General features: G+C 61.7%; 22 protein-coding genes. 11 read left to right on the top strand and 11 right to left on the bottom strand.

Annotated features, from left to right (window positions below):
- Positions 1-19 precede the first annotated feature (19 nt).
- From NKJ72_RS22975 to NKJ72_RS22955, 5 genes are all read right to left on the bottom strand, one after another.
- Entirely contained in the window at positions 20-685 is a 666-nt protein-coding gene (locus tag NKJ72_RS22975; RefSeq protein WP_023718390.1) for a response regulator transcription factor, read from the bottom strand.
- A gap of 64 nt (positions 686-749) precedes the next feature.
- Positions 750-1,049 carry a hypothetical protein gene (locus NKJ72_RS22970; RefSeq protein WP_352479531.1) on the bottom strand — a complete coding sequence of 100 codons (300 nt, stop codon included), beginning with the start codon at positions 1,047-1,049 and terminating at the stop codon, positions 750-752.
- Between the two features lie 373 nt (positions 1,050-1,422).
- The gene (locus NKJ72_RS22965) at positions 1,423-1,833 is read right to left on the bottom strand and encodes a DUF3168 domain-containing protein (RefSeq protein WP_352479530.1); all 411 of its coding nucleotides are present in this window, start codon (positions 1,831-1,833) and stop codon (positions 1,423-1,425) included.
- A 255-nt stretch (positions 1,834-2,088) separates the two neighbouring features.
- Positions 2,089-2,355 (bottom strand): DUF1488 family protein, encoded by a 267-nt coding sequence (locus NKJ72_RS22960; RefSeq protein ID WP_254819951.1) that lies wholly within the window; start codon positions 2,353-2,355, stop codon positions 2,089-2,091.
- A complete protein-coding gene (locus tag NKJ72_RS22955; RefSeq protein WP_352479529.1) occupies positions 2,352-2,621 on the bottom strand; it encodes a hypothetical protein in 270 nt (89 codons plus the stop codon). The genes NKJ72_RS22960 and NKJ72_RS22955 overlap by 4 nt, the downstream gene beginning before the upstream one ends.
- A 242-nt stretch (positions 2,622-2,863) precedes the next feature.
- Here NKJ72_RS22955 and NKJ72_RS22950 point away from each other — a divergent pair, with 242 nt between their 5' ends.
- The 6 genes from NKJ72_RS22950 (at position 2,864) to NKJ72_RS22925 (ending at position 8,699) form a co-directional block, all read left to right on the top strand.
- Positions 2,864-3,202, top strand: coding sequence for a co-chaperone GroES (locus tag NKJ72_RS22950; protein ID WP_352479528.1), 339 nt, complete (start codon positions 2,864-2,866; stop codon positions 3,200-3,202).
- Between the two features lie 98 nt (positions 3,203-3,300).
- Positions 3,301-4,920 (top strand): chaperonin GroEL, encoded by a 1,620-nt coding sequence (gene groL, locus NKJ72_RS22945; RefSeq protein ID WP_352479527.1) that lies wholly within the window; start codon positions 3,301-3,303, stop codon positions 4,918-4,920.
- An 81-nt stretch (positions 4,921-5,001) separates the two neighbouring features.
- Positions 5,002-5,163: a hypothetical protein gene (locus NKJ72_RS22940; RefSeq protein WP_352479526.1), complete on the top strand. Its 162-nt coding sequence runs from the start codon at positions 5,002-5,004 to the stop codon at positions 5,161-5,163.
- A 153-nt stretch (positions 5,164-5,316) separates the two neighbouring features.
- Positions 5,317-7,476: a transglycosylase domain-containing protein gene (locus NKJ72_RS22935; protein ID WP_352479525.1), complete on the top strand. Its 2,160-nt coding sequence runs from the start codon at positions 5,317-5,319 to the stop codon at positions 7,474-7,476.
- Between the two features lie 97 nt (positions 7,477-7,573).
- The gene (locus tag NKJ72_RS22930; protein ID WP_352479524.1) at positions 7,574-8,158 is read left to right on the top strand and encodes a DUF1214 domain-containing protein; all 585 of its coding nucleotides are present in this window, start codon (positions 7,574-7,576) and stop codon (positions 8,156-8,158) included.
- Positions 8,151-8,699 (top strand): DUF1254 domain-containing protein, encoded by a 549-nt coding sequence (locus NKJ72_RS22925; RefSeq protein WP_352479523.1) that lies wholly within the window; start codon positions 8,151-8,153, stop codon positions 8,697-8,699. Before NKJ72_RS22930 ends, NKJ72_RS22925 begins: the two co-directional genes overlap by 8 nt.
- 14 nt (positions 8,700-8,713) lie before the next feature.
- On the opposite strand, the gene NKJ72_RS22920 is transcribed toward NKJ72_RS22925, so the two are convergent.
- Entirely contained in the window at positions 8,714-8,899 is a 186-nt protein-coding gene (locus NKJ72_RS22920; RefSeq protein WP_352479522.1) for a hypothetical protein, read from the bottom strand.
- 187 nt (positions 8,900-9,086) lie between these two features.
- On the opposite strand from NKJ72_RS22920, the gene NKJ72_RS22915 reads away from it, so the two are divergent.
- Positions 9,087-10,097, top strand: a complete 1,011-nt coding sequence (locus NKJ72_RS22915; protein WP_352479521.1) for a hypothetical protein — start codon at positions 9,087-9,089, stop codon at positions 10,095-10,097.
- A 10-nt stretch (positions 10,098-10,107) separates the two neighbouring features.
- Here NKJ72_RS22915 and NKJ72_RS22910 read toward each other — a convergent pair whose 3' ends face one another.
- On the bottom strand, positions 10,108-10,455 hold the full coding sequence (locus NKJ72_RS22910) for a DUF1491 family protein (protein ID WP_352479520.1): 348 nt from the start codon (positions 10,453-10,455) through the stop codon (positions 10,108-10,110).
- A gap of 156 nt (positions 10,456-10,611) precedes the next feature.
- Between NKJ72_RS22910 and NKJ72_RS22905 the strand changes: the two genes are divergently transcribed.
- Both NKJ72_RS22905 and NKJ72_RS22900 read left to right on the top strand, forming a co-directional pair.
- Positions 10,612-10,887 (top strand): type II toxin-antitoxin system ParD family antitoxin, encoded by a 276-nt coding sequence (locus NKJ72_RS22905; protein WP_502895544.1) that lies wholly within the window; start codon positions 10,612-10,614, stop codon positions 10,885-10,887.
- Positions 10,880-11,170 (top strand): type II toxin-antitoxin system RelE/ParE family toxin, encoded by a 291-nt coding sequence (locus tag NKJ72_RS22900; RefSeq protein WP_254819939.1) that lies wholly within the window; start codon positions 10,880-10,882, stop codon positions 11,168-11,170. Before NKJ72_RS22905 ends, NKJ72_RS22900 begins: the two co-directional genes overlap by 8 nt.
- Before the next feature lie 23 nt (positions 11,171-11,193).
- Here the strand turns inward: NKJ72_RS22900 and NKJ72_RS22895 are convergent, their stop codons facing one another.
- A complete protein-coding gene (locus NKJ72_RS22895) occupies positions 11,194-11,967 on the bottom strand; it encodes a peptidoglycan-binding domain-containing protein (RefSeq protein ID WP_352479519.1) in 774 nt (257 codons plus the stop codon).
- A complete protein-coding gene (locus NKJ72_RS22890; protein WP_352479546.1) occupies positions 11,942-13,687 on the bottom strand; it encodes an ATP-binding protein in 1,746 nt (581 codons plus the stop codon). Before NKJ72_RS22890 ends, NKJ72_RS22895 begins: the two co-directional genes overlap by 26 nt.
- Before the next feature lie 519 nt (positions 13,688-14,206).
- On the opposite strand from NKJ72_RS22890, the gene NKJ72_RS22885 reads away from it, so the two are divergent.
- On the top strand, positions 14,207-14,575 hold the full coding sequence (locus NKJ72_RS22885; protein WP_352479518.1) for a DUF5330 domain-containing protein: 369 nt from the start codon (positions 14,207-14,209) through the stop codon (positions 14,573-14,575).
- 113 nt (positions 14,576-14,688) lie between these two features.
- Positions 14,689-15,117, top strand: coding sequence for a SufE family protein (locus NKJ72_RS22880; RefSeq protein ID WP_352479545.1), 429 nt, complete (start codon positions 14,689-14,691; stop codon positions 15,115-15,117).
- Positions 15,118-15,221: 104 nt separating this feature from the next.
- On the opposite strand, the gene NKJ72_RS22875 is transcribed toward NKJ72_RS22880, so the two are convergent.
- Positions 15,222-15,647, bottom strand: a complete 426-nt coding sequence (locus NKJ72_RS22875; protein WP_023677844.1) for a Ros/MucR family transcriptional regulator — start codon at positions 15,645-15,647, stop codon at positions 15,222-15,224.
- A 414-nt stretch (positions 15,648-16,061) separates the two neighbouring features.
- Complete coding sequence (locus NKJ72_RS22870) at positions 16,062-16,433, bottom strand: SH3 domain-containing protein (RefSeq protein WP_352479517.1); 372 nt, start codon at positions 16,431-16,433, stop codon at positions 16,062-16,064.
- Between the last annotated feature and the right edge of the window lie 41 nt (positions 16,434-16,474).

The raw sequence follows: 16,474 nt of genomic DNA, 5'->3' as shown, positions 1-16,474 counted from the left end.
TGTAGGAAGCGGTTCCGCGTTACGCCTCCGGCTTACGCATGCGGTAGCCCATGCCGCGAACAGTTTCGATCATGTCGATGCCCATCTTCTTGCGAAGCCGTCCGACAAAGACCTCGATCGTGTTGGAATCGCGGTCGAAATCCTGATCATAGAGATGCTCGACCAGCTCGGTCCGGGACACCACCTCGCCCATATGATGCATGAGGTAGGCAAGCAACCGGAATTCGTGCGAGGTCAGCTTCAGCGGCACGCCGTCGACGTCGGCCTTGGAGGCCTTGGTGTCGAGGCGCAGCGGCCCGCAGGTCAGCTCGGACGAGGCATGCCCGGCAGCGCGCCGGATCAATGCGCGCACCCTGGCCAGGATTTCCTCGATGTGAAAAGGTTTGGTGACGTAGTCGTCGGCGCCGGCGTCGATGCCGGCAACCTTGTCGCTCCAGCGGTCGCGTGCCGTCAGGATCAGCACCGGCATCTTGCGGCCGCCGCGCCGCCAGCGCTCGACCACGCTGATGCCGTCCATCTGCGGCAGGCCGATATCGAGCACCACGGCATCATAGGGCTCGGTGTCGCCGAGAAAGTGCCCTTCCTCGCCATCGAAAGCGCGGTCGACGACATAGCCGGCATCGACCAGCGCGTCGCCGATCTGCCGGTTGAGATCCTTGTCATCTTCGACGACGAGTACGCGCATGCGGAAGGCCTGTTGAAGCTGTTCAGATATAGGCCGATTCCGGCAGACTGGGAAACGGCACGGTTCAGTTCAGCGGAACGACGATCTCCGAGCGGCGGGGACGCTGCCCGTCCTTGCCCGGAACGAGCACGACGATGACGCAGACCGGCTGGCCGCCGCGTGTCGACTGCGAGGCCTTGGCCAAGGTGCCGCCATTCTGCTCGGCCACCTGCTGGCCGATCGCGTAGCAGTCGGACGCGGCGAGGACGACCGGCTGGGGCTGCTCGGGGGTGACAGCGGGGATCGCCATCGCTTGCGACGCAAGCAGGCCGGCGGCTGAGAGCGCCAGTGCCGCGGTCCGGAAGTGGGAGCGAAGGGTTTTCATGGCCAGCGTTCTAACGCGCCGGTGCTGAACGTGATATGAACGGTGAACGCTCGAATGCATGCCCGCCACACCCCTGAAGCGCGAGATTATCGGATTGCCATTTCGCCGCCCGTCTCGCGAAATCGCCAAAGTTTAACCTAGCCCTGCAATCCTTCGCCGACAACCGGCATCATCTGGCGGGCAGGACCATTTGGGAGGACGAAGCATCCGGCCCAAGGCAACCGATAGCAGCTCAGGCGAACCGAACCTGAAACAAAAAAACCCGCCAAGCTGCGGGTCGTTGGAGCCAATTAGCACCATGCCTAAATTAGTAGCATAGCTGCCGGCACAAAGCAAGAACAAAGTTGCCCGATTCGCGAAAAGTGCCCGGTGGTCAGCCGCCTTCCTCGATTACGGCGCGGAAGCGCAGCAGCCCATGATGGGCCGAAAGGTCCTCGTCGTAGCGGGCTTCGGCGAATTCGAGCTTGAGGTGGGCGCGACGATGGTCGCCAAGCGAGAGCGCCGCATCTCGCAGGCGGGCGCTGACCAGGTCCATGATGTCGGTGGTTTCCTTGCTGGCCTCGGAGTTCGACCAGACATGCAGCGTCAGCAACTGCTCGGCGTTGTTCTCCGTCCCTGTTGCCCAGTCGTAGACGCTGGTGCGGCCGACGGTCATGTGGGGAAATGCAACATTTTCCGGCGCACGGTCGAACAATCGTGCGTCGCCCAGTGCCGCCGATAAATCGGGATCGTCGTTCACTGCCTCGAATATGGCCTTCTGCAATTCGACGGCCGGGGCGGTCATTGTCTTTGCCCTCGCCCGTCGCGTCGACCTCCCGGCTGCGTAGCTGCGTTGCATGACGGCATCCCGGCAAAAGCGCGAATCAGCGCGTCTCATACGGATTATGAACCTTCATGACCTCGGGAATAAGCCCTGCTCCTGGAATGCGCGACGCCGCAGCCGTCCGCGTCACGGACCCGTGACCGGCTGAACGGTCGCGACGTCAAACGGCGAGCGAAGTCGGACGCCCTGAGAAAGCGTCTTGTGGACGGATCGCGACTAGCGAAAATCCGCCGCAGTCAGCACATATATGCTCCTGCGGGTGCGGGCATAGGCATTCCTGGCGACATCGTGGATCGAGTTGGAAGCCGTGTCGAAGGCTGCCAGGTAGGTAGCTTCTGAGGCCGCCGTTCCCGGCTGCATCTTGGAGATGGCATCGGTAGCGACAGAGAAGGAAATCTGGAACATGCCGTCATGGCCGACGAAGCGGATGCGTTTGCTTGCCTCGTCGTAGCTGCGGCTGGGATTGGGAAATGTCAGGCTCATGATTTCGCCTCCATCGATGCGGATACGGCCTTCTTGACTGCCCGTGCCCGCTTCTTCTTTGCGGCGACCGGATTCAGAGCTTCCGCCGCGCGGTCCGCCTCTTCCTTGGCCAGTCGCAATTCCCTCAGCCTTGCCGTTTTGATGCTCCTAGCCTTCGCCTCCGAGAGATATTCGGCAGTTGCTTTGTTCCGTTCCGCCGTCTTCTTCTGGTTTTCCATGAAGCGAGCCTGAGCTTTTTCCATGATGTTCTGATTGCCTTCGGCCATCGGTAAAATCTCCCTTGCAGCGAAAGTCATGGCTGTGAACTTCATCGTAAATAGGTGTTCAAAGACAGAAATTCAATTTCAATAATATTCGGCAAGTCCCGAACACAGGGGGATGGCCAGGCAAGATAATAAATTCAATATTTGATGTGCCCTATGAATATTTTTTGGCACTCCTATCAATCGAGTGCCAAGGCGCCTATAGAGAGGGGCGGCCGCCTAAGCCGGCCCCAGAAAGAGTCCCCATGAAATTCCGGCCACTCCACGATCGCGTCGTCATTCGGCGCGCCGAAAGCGACACCAAATCCAAGGGCGGCATCATCATCCCCGACAATGCCAAGGAAAAACCGCAGGAAGGCGAAGTGATCGCCGTCGGGCCGGGTGCGCGGGACGAAAGCGGCGCGTTGATCCCGCTCGACGTCAAGGCCGGCGACCTCATCCTGTTCGGCAAATGGTCCGGCACCGAGGTCAAGATAGACGGCGAGGACCTTCTGATCATGAAGGAGGCCGACATCATGGGCATCATCGACAAAAGCGAGATGGGCACCGTCGATAAGACCGTGGCTGCCAAGAAGGCCGCCTGATTGGAAGGCCGCGCGCGCTCCCGGGCGCGCAAGGACGCTCCGAGCTTTGATTCAGGCGCTGCAAGCGCCGTGCCACGACAACCGAACTGGAAAAGATCATGTCTGCCAAGGAAATCAAATTCTCCACCGACGCGCGTGACCGCATGCTGCGCGGCGTCGAAATCCTCAACAACGCCGTCAAGGTGACGCTCGGCCCCAAAGGCCGCAACGTCATCATCGACAAGGCCTACGGCGCGCCGCGCATCACCAAGGACGGGGTGGCCGTGGCAAAGGAAATCGAGCTTTCCGACAAGTTCGAAAACATGGGCGCACAGATGGTGCGCGAAGTGGCCTCGAAAACCAACGACCTCGCCGGCGACGGCACCACCACCGCCACGGTGCTTGCCGCTTCCATCCTGCGCGAGGGCGCCAAATTCGTTGCCGCCGGCATGAACCCGATGGACCTCAAGCGCGGCATCGACTTTGCCGTCAGCGCCGTCGTCCAGGAAATCCAGGCGCGCGCCAAGAAGGTCAAGTCCTCAGGCGAGATCGCGCAGGTCGGCACCATTGCCGCCAATGGCGACACCAGCGTCGGCGCCATGATCGCCAAGGCCATGGACAAGGTCGGCAATGACGGCGTCATCACCGTCGAGGAGGCCAAGACCGCCGAAACCGAACTAGACGTCGTCGAAGGCATGCAGTTCGACCGCGGCTATCTCTCGCCCTATTTCGTCACCAATGCCGAGAAGATGCGCGCCGAGCTGGAAGACCCTTACGTCCTCATCCACGAAAAGAAGCTCGGAAATCTGCAGGCACTGCTGCCCATCCTCGAAGCCGTGGTGCAAAGCGGCAGGCCGCTGTTGATCATCTCCGAGGACGTCGAGGGCGAAGCGCTGGCAACGCTGGTCGTCAACAAGCTGCGCGGCGGCCTCAAGGTCGCGGCCGTCAAGGCGCCTGGCTTCGGTGACCGCCGCAAGGCGATGCTGGAAGACATCGCCGTGCTCACCGCCGGACAGATGATTTCCGAGGATCTCGGCATCAAGCTGGAGAACATCACCATAGAGATGCTCGGCCGCGCCAAGCGCGTGCTGATCGACAAGGACACCACCACGATCATCGACGGCGCCGGCGAGAAGACCACCATCCAGGCGCGCGTCCAGCAGATCAAGGGGCAGATCGAGGAAACCACGTCCGACTATGACAAGGAGAAGCTACAGGAACGTCTCGCCAAGCTGGCGGGCGGCGTTGCCGTCATCCGTGTCGGCGGCGCCACCGAATCCGAGGTCAAGGAAAAGAAGGACCGCATCGACGATGCGCTGAACGCCACGCGCGCGGCCGTTGAAGAAGGCATCGTTCCGGGCGGCGGTGTCGCGTTGCTGCGCGCCAAGGCTGTGCTGAACGGGATGACCGGAGCCAATGCCGATGTGACGGCGGGTATTTCGATCGTGTCGAGAGCGCTCGAAGCGCCGATCCGGCAGATCGCCGAAAATTCCGGCGTCGAAGGTTCGATCGTCGTCGGCAAGCTCGCCGACGGCAAGGATCACAATCAGGGCTTCGATGCCCAGAACGAGGTCTATGTCGACATGATCAAGGCCGGCATCGTCGACCCTGCGAAGGTGGTACGGACGGCGCTGCAGGACGCGGGCTCCATTGCGGCGCTTCTGATCACGGCGGAAGCCATGATCACCGACGTTCCGGCGAAGGAAGCCGCTGCTTCGCCCGGCGGCATGGGCTTTTGACCAGTCACTGCCGGAAACAAGCCTGAAAGACAGTCTCCGGGGTATCTTCCAGGCGCGCACCATCGGCAAGGAGATCGATCAATGATCGCATTCGTCCCGAAGCCAAATGCAGCGGCGAAAATCGAAGTGGCCGAGGAAAGCCGCTTCGATCGCATTCGCAGGCTTGCCGACAAGCACAGGAAAGCCAACGCCGGTATGATAGGCCGCGACCCGAAAAAGATCGCGGACAAGCGTCCCATGTGACGCTGCCAATCCTCAGCACCCACGCAAGCGCGGAACCTTCATTGCCCTTGTAGGCAGCACCAAAATGGACGAATAGTCTTGAAAGGCGCGCCGCCGTGAAATTGCCGGCATGCGGTTTCTCAGTTGGCGGCGTCGCCGCAGCCGGATCCTGGAATGGCCAGTCCTTTGGAACCACGCAAGAGAAGAGGTCCGATCGCCGCAAGGCTGCTGGCGGTGGATGCGTGGATCGATTCCTCTGTCTATGAAATCGGCTTCAGGGCGCGCCAGTTCTGGGAAGCGGCCACCATCTTCTCGCGGCGTTTCCGCGTCGGCGGCTGGCGCCGCGGCCTGATCGAACTGTTGAGTGAAGGCTTTACGCTCGGTGCCGGCGGCATCGTCGTCCTTTTGGCGCTGGCCTTGCCGGCCTTCCAGATAACCGCCGGCGACTGGCGCACGCAAGGCGACTTCGCCGTCACCTTCCTAGACCGCTACGGCAACGAGATCGGCCAGCGCGGCATTATCCAGCGCGATTCGGTGCCGGTCGACGAGATGCCCGACCATGTCATCAAGGCGGTGCTGGCCACCGAGGACCGCCGTTTCTTCGACCATTACGGTATCGACGTGCTTGGCTTGTCGCGCGCCATCTTCGAGAACGTACGGGCCAATTCCGTCGTCCAGGGCGGCTCGAGCATCACCCAGCAGCTGGCCAAGAACCTGTTCCTGACCAATGAACGGACCTTCGAGCGCAAGATCAAGGAAGCCTTCCTGTCGCTGTGGCTCGAAGCCAATCTGTCGAAGAAGGAAATCCTGCAGCTTTACCTCGACCGCGCCTATATGGGCGGCGGCACTTTCGGCATTGAGGCGGCAGCCGATTTCTATTTCGGCAAGAGCGTCAAGGACCTGAACCTTGCCGAGGCGGCGATGCTGGCCGGCCTGTTCAAGGCGCCGACCAAATACGCGCCGCACATAAACCTGCCCGCCGCCCGGGCGCGGGCCAATGTGGTACTGTCCAATCTGGTCGATTCCGGCTTCATGACCGAAGGCCAGGTGCTGCAGGCAAGATTACACCCGGCCGAAATCGTCGACCGCGGCGAGCAGAAGAGCCCCGATTATTACCTCGACTGGGCCTTCGACGAGGTCAAGAAGATCGCCGCCAAAGGCGGCCCGCACTCGCTTGTCGCTCACACCACCTTCGACGCCAACATCCAGAAGGCGGCCGAAGAATCGATGGAGTTCCACCTCCGCCAGTTCGGCAAGGAATACAACGTCACCGAGGGCGCCATCGTCGTCATCGAGACCAACGGCGCGGTCCGGGCGATCGTCGGCGGCCGCGACTACGGCGCCAGCCAGTTCAACCGCGCCACCAAGGCACTTCGCCAGACCGGCTCCTCGTTCAAGCCCTATGTCTATGCGACGGCGATGGAGCATGGCTTCACGCCGGATTCGGTGGTGTCCGGCGGACCCATCTCCTGGGGCAGCTGGTCGCCCCACAATTACAATGGCGGGTCGGCCGGCAAGGTGACGCTGATCACGGCGATGGCCAAATCGATCAACACCGTGCCGGTGCGGCTGGCCAAGGATTATCTCGGCATCAAGCCGATCAAGGCGATGGCGGAAGCCATGGGCGTCGAGTCGCCGCTGGAATCGCACAAGACCATGGTACTCGGTACATCGGGCATGACTGTGATGGACCAGGCGACGGGCTACAGCGTGTTCGCCCAGAACGGCTTTGCCGGAACCCGGCACGGCATAAGCCAACTCTTCAACCGTACCGGCGAAGTGGTCTACGACTTCGCCAAGGACGCGCAGCCGCCGCACCGGGTGCTGTCGGAGCAGGCGCTCAAATACATGAACACCATGCTGGCGGCGGTGCCGGTGATCGGCACGGCCCGGCGCGCGGCCCTTCCAAACATCGTTGTCGCCGGCAAGACCGGCACGACGCAATCCTACCGCGATGCCTGGTTCGTCGGTTTTACCGGCAACTACACAGCCGCCGTCTGGCTCGGCAACGATGACTTCACCGCGACCAACAAGATGACCGGCGGCACGCTGCCGGCAATGGTGTGGCAGCGGCTGATGCTCTATGCGCACCAGAATATAGACCTGAAACCGATCCCCGGTATCGATCATCCCTTCGTCGATGCCGAAATCGCCGCCAAGGCCGAGGAAGCGGAAAAGAAGAACGCCGAACAGGCAGCAGCCGACGCCGCCGCCGAGCGTCCGCCGGTGCTGTCCAGCCGGACCACCCGGACCCTGAAAGAACTGACCAGGCTTTTCCAGGCGGCACCCGTGCTCGACGCGCCCGCTGCACCGGAGACCCTGTCGGCGCTGTGACGGCCAATTCCGCGGGGCCGCTTGCCATAAGCCCCTGCGCCGAGATATCCCCGGCGGCAATCTTTCTGTCCCCGGCCTTCGGTTCTCCCGGCTCGTCATGCTCAAGAACGCCTTCCTGACGCTGCTTTCGCTTGCCATCGCCATCGGTGGCGGTGGCGCCAGCGTCTGGTACGCGCTGAAGCTGCAGGATGGCGTCGGCGCCATCAGGATCGGCCAATGGACCGCCTTCCCGGATATCGGCACGCCGACGGCGGATCCCTATTCCAAAGCCCGGGTGGCTCGCGAAGGCGTGCTGGCGCTTGGACAGGCGGAAGGGCTGTCCTTCATAGCCGAACGCGATTCCGGCGGCGAACAGCTCAAGCGGCAATGCACCTATAAGATTGCGGGCGGTTTTCCCACCGCCCGGTTCTGGACGCTTTATGCCGCCGACCAGTCGCTTGGGGTGGTCGAGACCGGCACGCCGAGGCCGGCTGCGCTGCAGTCCTATCAAGTGCTGCGCCAGGCCGACAATTCGGTGGTCATTTCCGTCGGCAGCCGCCCTGCGCCCGGCAACTGGCTGCTGACCAGCGGCGCCGGCAAGATGTACTTGGTGCTCACGTTCTACGATACACCGATCGCCAGCAGCACCGGTCTGTCGGACGTCACGCTGCCGCAGATCCAGAAGGTCGGCTGCAATGCGTAGCCTGCTGCATGCCGTGCTGCTCGGCCTGCTCGGCGCCGGCATCGTGCACATCGTCGTGCTGCTGCTCGTCCCCGAGTTCTCGGAACGCGACGCCTGGTCGCGATTGGCCATGGCTTCGGATCTCTACAAGATGACCAGGCTCGACGCGGAAGCCGGCGGCACGCCGGTGGTGAAATCGGTCGATCCGCTGTTTTATGCGGCGGCTTGCCGCTTCGACCTTGCCGAGGGGATGGTGCGGGTCAAGGCGCCGGGCAAGGTGCCGTTCTGGTCGATATCGGTCTATGACCGCGGCGGCCACAACATCTACTCTTTCAACGACCACAGTGCGACCGCAGGCGTGCTCGACACCGTTGTGCTGACGCCGGCCCAGATGATCGAGGTCCGCAAGGATCTTCCCGAGGAACTGCAAGGGGCCATCTTCGTCGAGGCGCCGATAGAGGAAGGCGTATTCGTCATCCGTTCGTTCGTGCCCGACGACAGCTGGAAGCCGATCGTCTCGCGCTTTCTCGAACAGAGTTCCTGCGAACTGCAGGATTTTTAAGCCGGTTCCGATGCTCAGTGATGCGGTACGGGCAATGTTCCCGAAGGTCCCGGCTTGTCGGGCCCGGCCGGCCGCGTTTCGGCCGTCAGCGGCCGCTGCTCGTAGCGCACCCCGGGAAAGATGATCACTGCCGCCGGCGCGGCTTGTTGTGCTCGATTGGTTGCCGCCGTTCGCGGCACGAAAGACAGTACCATGCCCATGGTTCGCGTATTCCTCTCGGTTGCCCCGGAGCACAACGCAACGCCTCCATAGTCGATTAAGAAGGCAGTAGGTTAACGGAGCGCTAACGGATCGCCGCTAAATTGATCTTTGTTCTTGGGAAACGCGAAACCGGTACAGCCCGGCAGAGCGCCCTCCAGATCGTGTCGAGTGTCGGGCGTATCCTTCGTGTCAGCTTCGGATTTCAGGCAAATCGCAGCAGGAGCTGAATCGGGAAAGGCCGAAAGGCTGTTTCGCGCCGCGGTATCGGCATTCTGTTCGCTCACCCGCCCTTCGCGCCGGGAGATCGCGCAGCTCGAAGACCTGACGCTGCCGCTTTTCGAGAATGTCTCGGTCGAATCGCGCCGCTACGTCGCGGCTGCCCTTTCCGAATGCGAATATGCACCCGCCGCGCTGGTGCGGCGGCTTTGCCAGGAGCGGGTCGACATCGCCGCTCCACTACTCATCCGCTCGCGTGCCCTCAGCGACATCGACCTGATCGCGCTGATTGGGCGTCACGGCCTGCCGCATGCCCGTGCCATTGCCCGCCGCAAGGATCTCAACCAAACCATCGCCGATCTCATCAAAGTGCTTGAAAGGCCGACGCTGGTGCGGTCGCAGCAGCAGCCGGAAGCAACTGCCATTGCCCCGTCCGAAAACGCGGAAATGGTCGCGAGCGACGCAAACAGACAAGAGGCGGCCGACGCCGCCGAAACCGTACGCCGCCGGTTGCGATCCATGATGCGCGCCGAGCGCGGCACCGCCATCAGACCGTTCGTCGAGCCACAAACCTACGTCAAGCTGCGCGAAACCGCGCTGACCGGCAATGCGGCATTCTTTCAGACAGCGCTCGCCGATGCGCTCGAAGTCGATTTTTCAACGGCGCGGACGCTCACCGCGAGCCAAAATTACACACCGCTACTTTTCGCCTTGCGCGCGCTCGACCTTGGCGAAGACAAGGCGTTCCTGATCACGGCTGCCATCTATCCGACCGAGTTTCCGCACCCGCAGGCGATCCGCATCTTCCTCGACCGCTACCGCCTGCTGCATCGCGACGCTGCGTTGGACAGGCTCCGCGGCTGGAAGGCCGACACCGTGTCGAAAATCGTTCGCAAGCCCGGGCGCGTCGCGGCAAATGCCGACCTGCGCAAGCCGAACAGCGCCGATATAACCGCCACCCCAAAGGCGCTTCGCATCTGAAGGCTTGCCGTTACGACGCCTTGACCGAGATAAGCTCCTCGACGGGAACGGCGCCCGCCTCGATCTCGATCACCCAGATATCCGGATCGAATTTCTTCTCGCGCTCCAGCCGCGCGTCGAAAATGGCGACATCGTCGCCTTCGCCAAGCAGACTGAAAAAACGGTCGTCCGGCCTGGCCGAATCGTAGCTCGTCTGCGGCGCCGGCCCGAACAGCGCCATCTCTCCTAGCCGGCCACGCGCCAACACGAAAACCGCGCCGGCTTCCGTGGCGCCGCGCTTGACCACGGCGGCAAAGCCGCCGGCGCTAAAAACCCGGCGCAACAGGGCCGACACCCACAGATCGGTGGTTACCCGCATGGCGGGACCCTGTACGATTTCGGGTTTGTGGTGTCGAGATTCTCACTTATTCGCGAGCAACGGTTGGCCATCAAAGCAAGTCCCGGAATGCGACGATTTACCTACAAAGTCTAACAAAACTTGTTGGCCTCTGTGAAAAATGCTATAGTGCCCGGTATGAAAGCCCAGCCCATGCGCACTCTTACTGTGTCGCTTACCCCCAAGCAGGCCGCCCGTCTACAAGACGCCGTGAACAGCGGAGACTATGCTTCCAACAGTGAAATCGTCAGGGAAGCACTACGTCTATGGGAGCAGCGCGAGGAATTCCGCACTCTTGAACTGGAACGCCTCAAAAGGGCCTATGACGAAGGGATGGCAAGTGGCGAAGGTCAACACGTAAATCGTACGGCTTTCTTACGCGCTCTGAAGGCCGAACGCGCAGTCCGTGGCTGAATACCGGCTCACCCCGCGAGCTTCTCAGGATTTGCGAGATATTTGGCATCACATTGCCGTCGATAACGAGAAGGCGGCTGACAAGCTGATCGGACGCATTTTCGACAGGCTGGAATTGGCTTGCGAGCACGCCAAAATGGGCGCAGCTCGACCGGAATTGAGCGCCACCGCCCGCATTCTGGTCGAGGGGCGCTACATCGTGATTTACGAGCCCATGCCCTACGGCGTGTTAGCCGTGGCGATAGTCCATGGAATGCGTGACCCGGAGCAATGGCTTAAATAGGCCGGGAGACTAGGTTTCGGCCCTCAGTTGGTCAGGCCGATCTCGCGCATCTTGACGTAGACGATCTCGTCGGGCTCGCCGGTCTCCGGCAAGCCGAACAGCGCCTGGAATTCCTTGATCGCGGCCTTGGTGCGCGCGCCGACGACGCCATCCAATTGCATGTCCTCATTGCCGAACGCTTTCAGTCCGGCCTGGATCTTGACGATGCGGGGATCCGGCGTTTGCGCCGCTGCATTTGCTGGTGCGGATACCGGAATGGCGGCCGGAGCAGCGGCCGTTTCGACCGGCCGCGGCACGGGATGCGGAACCACGGCCGCGGTCTTTGGCGTGGCGCCCAGTTGATCCAGCAGGACGCCGTCGATCTCGCCGGAGGCATTCAATCCGACTTTCTGCTGATAGGCCTGGATGGCCTTGCGCGTATTCGGTCCGGGAATCCCGTCGACGGTGCCGGAATAGAAATCGAGATCCTTCAAGATGCCCTGGACCTGCTCGACGACCGGGTCGCTCTTGATCGGCGTAGCGGCCGGACGCACGATATTGATGGTGGTTTCGGGCTCATCGCTATCCGCCCGCGGAAAGCGTTCGATGCTTCTGGTAGCGAAAAACGCGCCGGCATGCGGAAAGGGCTGGTACCAAAGCGCGTTCGCCGAGACGTAGAACAGCGTCACCAGGAACGCGGTGGAGCCGCCGACCACAACAGGATTGCGCGAGATCAGGCTGCCCAGCGCCATCGCTCCGTGCTCGAAGGCATTGCCGCGGCGTTTGACCGCCTTAGGCTGTTTTGCGGCGCGACCCATTGCTCTCCCCTTTGCCACCGTCCGCCTTGGCTTTGACCGCGGACATCGGCACCACGCCGGTCTTCTCCGCCGAGCGGCCCGTCGGGCCGCTCACGGGAAGGCTGATCGTCACCGTGGTGCCCTCGCCCGGCATGCTTTCGATCGACATTGTGCCCTCGTGCAGCGCCACCAGCCCCTTCACCAGCGAAAGCCCGAGCCCTGTGCCTTCGAAACGACGGGTATAGTCGTTCTGGATCTGCATGAACGGCTTGCCGAGATTGGCGAAATCTTCCTCGGCGATGCCGATACCGGTGTCCCGGACCCAGAAATGCAGCCGCGAGCCGATCCGCTTGGCGCCGATGACGACATTGCCGCCTTCGGGCGTGAACTTTATCGCATTAGAGACGAGATTGATCAGGATCTGCTGCACGGCGCGACGGTCGGCATTTATTTCGCCTGCGTCCGGCGCGATCTGGGCCTGCAGATCGATGTCCTTTGCCTCTGCTTGCAGGCGCATCATCGACTGGCACATCTCGACCGCTTCGCGGAAGCGGAACGGTTCCGGTTCGGTCGCGTAGGCGCCCGATTCGATCCGCGATACATCGAGTATCGAGGTGACGACGGCAAGCAGGTGCTGGCCCGAATCCCTGACCAAGCCGACATATTCCTTCTGGCGCGGATCCTTGAAGCTGCCGAACATCTCGTGCAGCAGCATGTCGGAAAAGCCAATGATGGCATTGAGCGGGGTGCGCAACTCATGGCTGACGACGGCAAGGAAGCGTCCTTTCGCCACCTCGGCCGAAGCAGCCGCCTCGTTGGCAGCGGCAAGCTCCTGGCGCAGTCCGGCCAGTTCATCGTTCTCGCGCAGAACAAGCGTGAAGACAGTCTCCTCCCCCGGTGCGCGCATCATCTCGAGCGAAAACGGCTGGTAGTTGTCGGCCGTCACGCCGCTGCTCTGCGGCAGCCGGACGCGAAGATCGAGCCGGCGCGACAGGGCGCCCTCGCGCATATCGGCCAGCGCACTGAGATATGGGACGCGGTCGGACAGATGGATGCGATCGAAAAGTCCGGTGCCGAAAAGCAGCTCCGGTGGCAGCCTCAGCATCGTGCGTGCCTTAGCCGAGGCGTCCAGAACCTCGCCATGCGCAGCGATTCGCAGCACGACGGCGTCGATCAGGTCTTCGAGCCGGTGGCTGCCGGCCGGATCGAGCTGAGCGCTGGCGGTGGCACAAAGTGAAGCGACGCGCGGAATGAGCGTGAGCGCCCAGGCCAACGGCACCAGCCAGTGCCATGCGGCGATTTCGGTCTGGCCGAGCGGCAAGACGGAACCGGCTAAAGGCTGCAGCAAGACTGCGACAAGGGCCGATATGGCGCCCCAGATCACGGCACGCCGCGACTGGCCGATCCACCAGGCTTCAAACGGCAGCGCCACCGCGAGCAAGGCAACCGGCGAGGCCACACCGCCGGCGGCAGCGATAAGGGCACCCAGGGCAACACTGCCGACGACCAAGGCGAGTTGGCCGGCCAGGGTCATCTTGCCCGATGCAGCCACCAGCAGGGCGGCGAACCAGCAAAGGCCGAACGCCGCAAAGATCGCAGCCACAGTCACGGCCGCGCCCATGCCCGACGTGACCAGCGTCACCGCTGCACCCGCGCTGAAGAACGGAGCCGCCAGCATGACGCCAATGAACCGGCTCTCACGGCGGCGGTCGTCCTGGCCGAGGACGGACGGATGAACCATCCGTTCGCAACCGGCGGCTATCGCGCCCGGCAACTCGGCGTATCTGGCCTTGATCGCACTCAACTCAACGCACCCGGTGGTGAACGGCCCTGCTTTGCAGGCGGCTTTTGTCGATCCGAAACTCGCATCCAGCGTTTAAGGAATGGATAAGGCTGCGCCGATCGTCCCCGGCAGGCTGCAAATGTCGGGATACCGGCGGGGAAAAAACCGGGGCAATTGCCGCCATAGTAAACGGAGCGTTATCCGGACCACCCGCGCCTGGGTTTGCGGGCGATCGCATCAAACTGTCACCAACGCAAAAAATAACGAACAAAAACAGCACGTTGTATGGTAATCATTTGCTGAATGAAATATGAACCATTCGAGGCAAATGAACTTCAAAACGCTTCGTTTCGAATCTGCCTAAAATTTGAGGAAAACTGTTGCTTTCGGGACAAGCCGTCCTTTGCGCGTCTGTGCCAGTATCGCGGTACAAAGGTCGTGTGGTTCGGAGGCATGACCGTCATAAAGGACAGACAGATGGGCTTTCTGATAAGAGCTGCTTTCTGGTTTTCCCTAGTGCTTCTGGCGCTGCCGTTGGGTGTCGGCGCCGATGATGCGGGCCGCGAAAGCGTCGGGCCGCTCCAGGCGCTGTTTGCGGCGCGCGAAGCCGTCGGCGACATCGCCGGCATCTGCGAGCGCAAGCCGGACGTGTGCGAGACCGGCAAATCGGCAATGCACACCATCACCGCCCGGGCAAAGGAGACCGCCAAGATCGCGGCCGCCATGCTGGACGACAAGACCCCTGAACCAGATACGGTGACGACCACCGGCAGCGTGCCCGAGGAAATCGTCTTGCCGGCGAAAGTCGATCTGCCGGCGAAACTGCACTTTCCGGCGAAGAACTGACACTGTTTCGGCCGAATTCGTCGCCAGACCGCAAGGCTCCCCGCTCTCGGCGCCTGCGGCGTTTCTCCTCTTTTTCCGTGACGTGGCAGCGCCGGATGACTATATCCGGGGTGATGACTACGACGATCCAGACCATCCGCGACGACTTTTCCCTGCTCGACGAGTGGGAAGACCGCTATCGCTATGTGATTGAACTGGGTGAAGCGCTGCCGCCGTTTCCCGATGAGCAACGCATACCGGCCAACAAGGTACCCGGCTGCGTCAGCCAGGTCTGGTTGACCACCGAACAGGGCGGTGGTCCCGACCCCGTTATCACCTTCAAGGGCGATTCCGACGCCCATATCGTGCGCGGTCTGGTCGCCATCATGCTGGCGCTGTTTTCGGGACGGCCGGCCAGCGAAATCCAGAGGACCGACGCAGAGGCCACATTGAAGGCGCTCGGACTTGACGAGCACCTGTCGCCGCAGCGCGCCAATGGTCTTCGCTCGATGGTCAAGCGCATCAAGCGCGACGCCGAAGCAGCGCTGAAGCAGACCGCCTGACCGGACGGCAGGTGCCGGCAGCATGGCGGGTTCGACCTTTGACCCCATAATACAAAACGGCGCCCGCAGGCGCCGTTTGAGTGTCAAACCCGAAGAGCCGGTTATCAGCGTCCCTTGCGCTTGCGGCCGAGACCCATCTTCTTGGCGAGCTGCGAACGGGCGGCCGCATAATTGGGAGCAACCATCGGATAGCTCGGGTCCAGGTTCCACTTTTCGCGATACTGGTCGGGCGTGAGATCATAGTGGGTCATCAAGTGACGCTTGAGCGACTTGAACTTCTTGCCGTCTTCGAGACAGATGATGTAGTCGTCATGCACCGAACGCTTCGGATTTACCGCCGGCTTCTGCTTGTCGGCAGGCGGCTGCTCGGCGGCCCCGCCGACGCGCCCCAAAGCGGCATGGACATCGGCAATGAGGTTCGGCAATTCGCCGACCGGCACGGGATTGTTGCTGACATAGGCGGCCACCACGTCGGCGGTGAGCTCGATCAGCGCGTCACTGTTTCTGGAAGGTGTTTCGGTAATATCCATGGCGTTCAGGCCCCAACGAGAATTGTTTCTGTTTGCGCCCGTTTCGATAGTTGGGCATCGCGCGAACTTGTGCAGGAAAAAGCCTCCGCGATTCGCGTCGCGGCACCTTAATGGGCCTTGGCGTCAAGTAAGTCAATTCGCTTCTTGCGCTCTATTCAGCGATGCAAGTCAAATCTTTCATATTCAGCTTCACTCTTTCGTGCAGAGTGTAAACTTGCCGTTTTTTCTGGTCAGACCAGCATCGACTGACGCGGCGGCAAGCAGCCATTACACAGACTGCAGCAGGTAAATAGAGCTCAATGCTTGATCCAGCCGGCAGCATTACAGCCTGGCCAATCGGCGGATTCAGTAAAATCATAGGTTGCGAAGCATTACTGTTGCTCGTGAGCCGTCGGCCGGGAGCGGCGTGCCGCGTCACTGAAACGGAGTGATGTATTTTCCGTAGACCCAGCCGGTGACGAACTGGCCGTTCTGTGCCGGATCATGCCAGACTTGGCACCAGTGATTGCGGATCTTCTGTTTCTGCTGCCAGTACGAATGGTTGGCGAGATTGAGCAGATTTATCCCACCGGTGCATTTGCCGGTCATCTGCAGAACCGTCCCGTTGGGATAGGCGGCCTGCTTCTGCGAAGTTCCGGAAGGGTATTTGCGCACATTGAGTGTGTCGCCGAACGGCACATTGGCCACTTGCCAAGCCGCAAAGGCAGTTGCATGAGAATGACCGGCATTGGCCAGGGTCGTCGCAGCGACGGCGAGGGCCGCGACAGTCCGAGAAAAAATGTTCATTGTCCTCTCCTCCAGCCCGTCCCCTCGAGCCACCACGACAA

This window comes from Mesorhizobium sp. M0045 (assembly GCF_040323385.1).
Taxonomy (GTDB): domain Bacteria; phylum Pseudomonadota; class Alphaproteobacteria; order Rhizobiales; family Rhizobiaceae; genus Mesorhizobium.
This window is presented reverse-complemented; position numbering and strand designations above follow the sequence as displayed.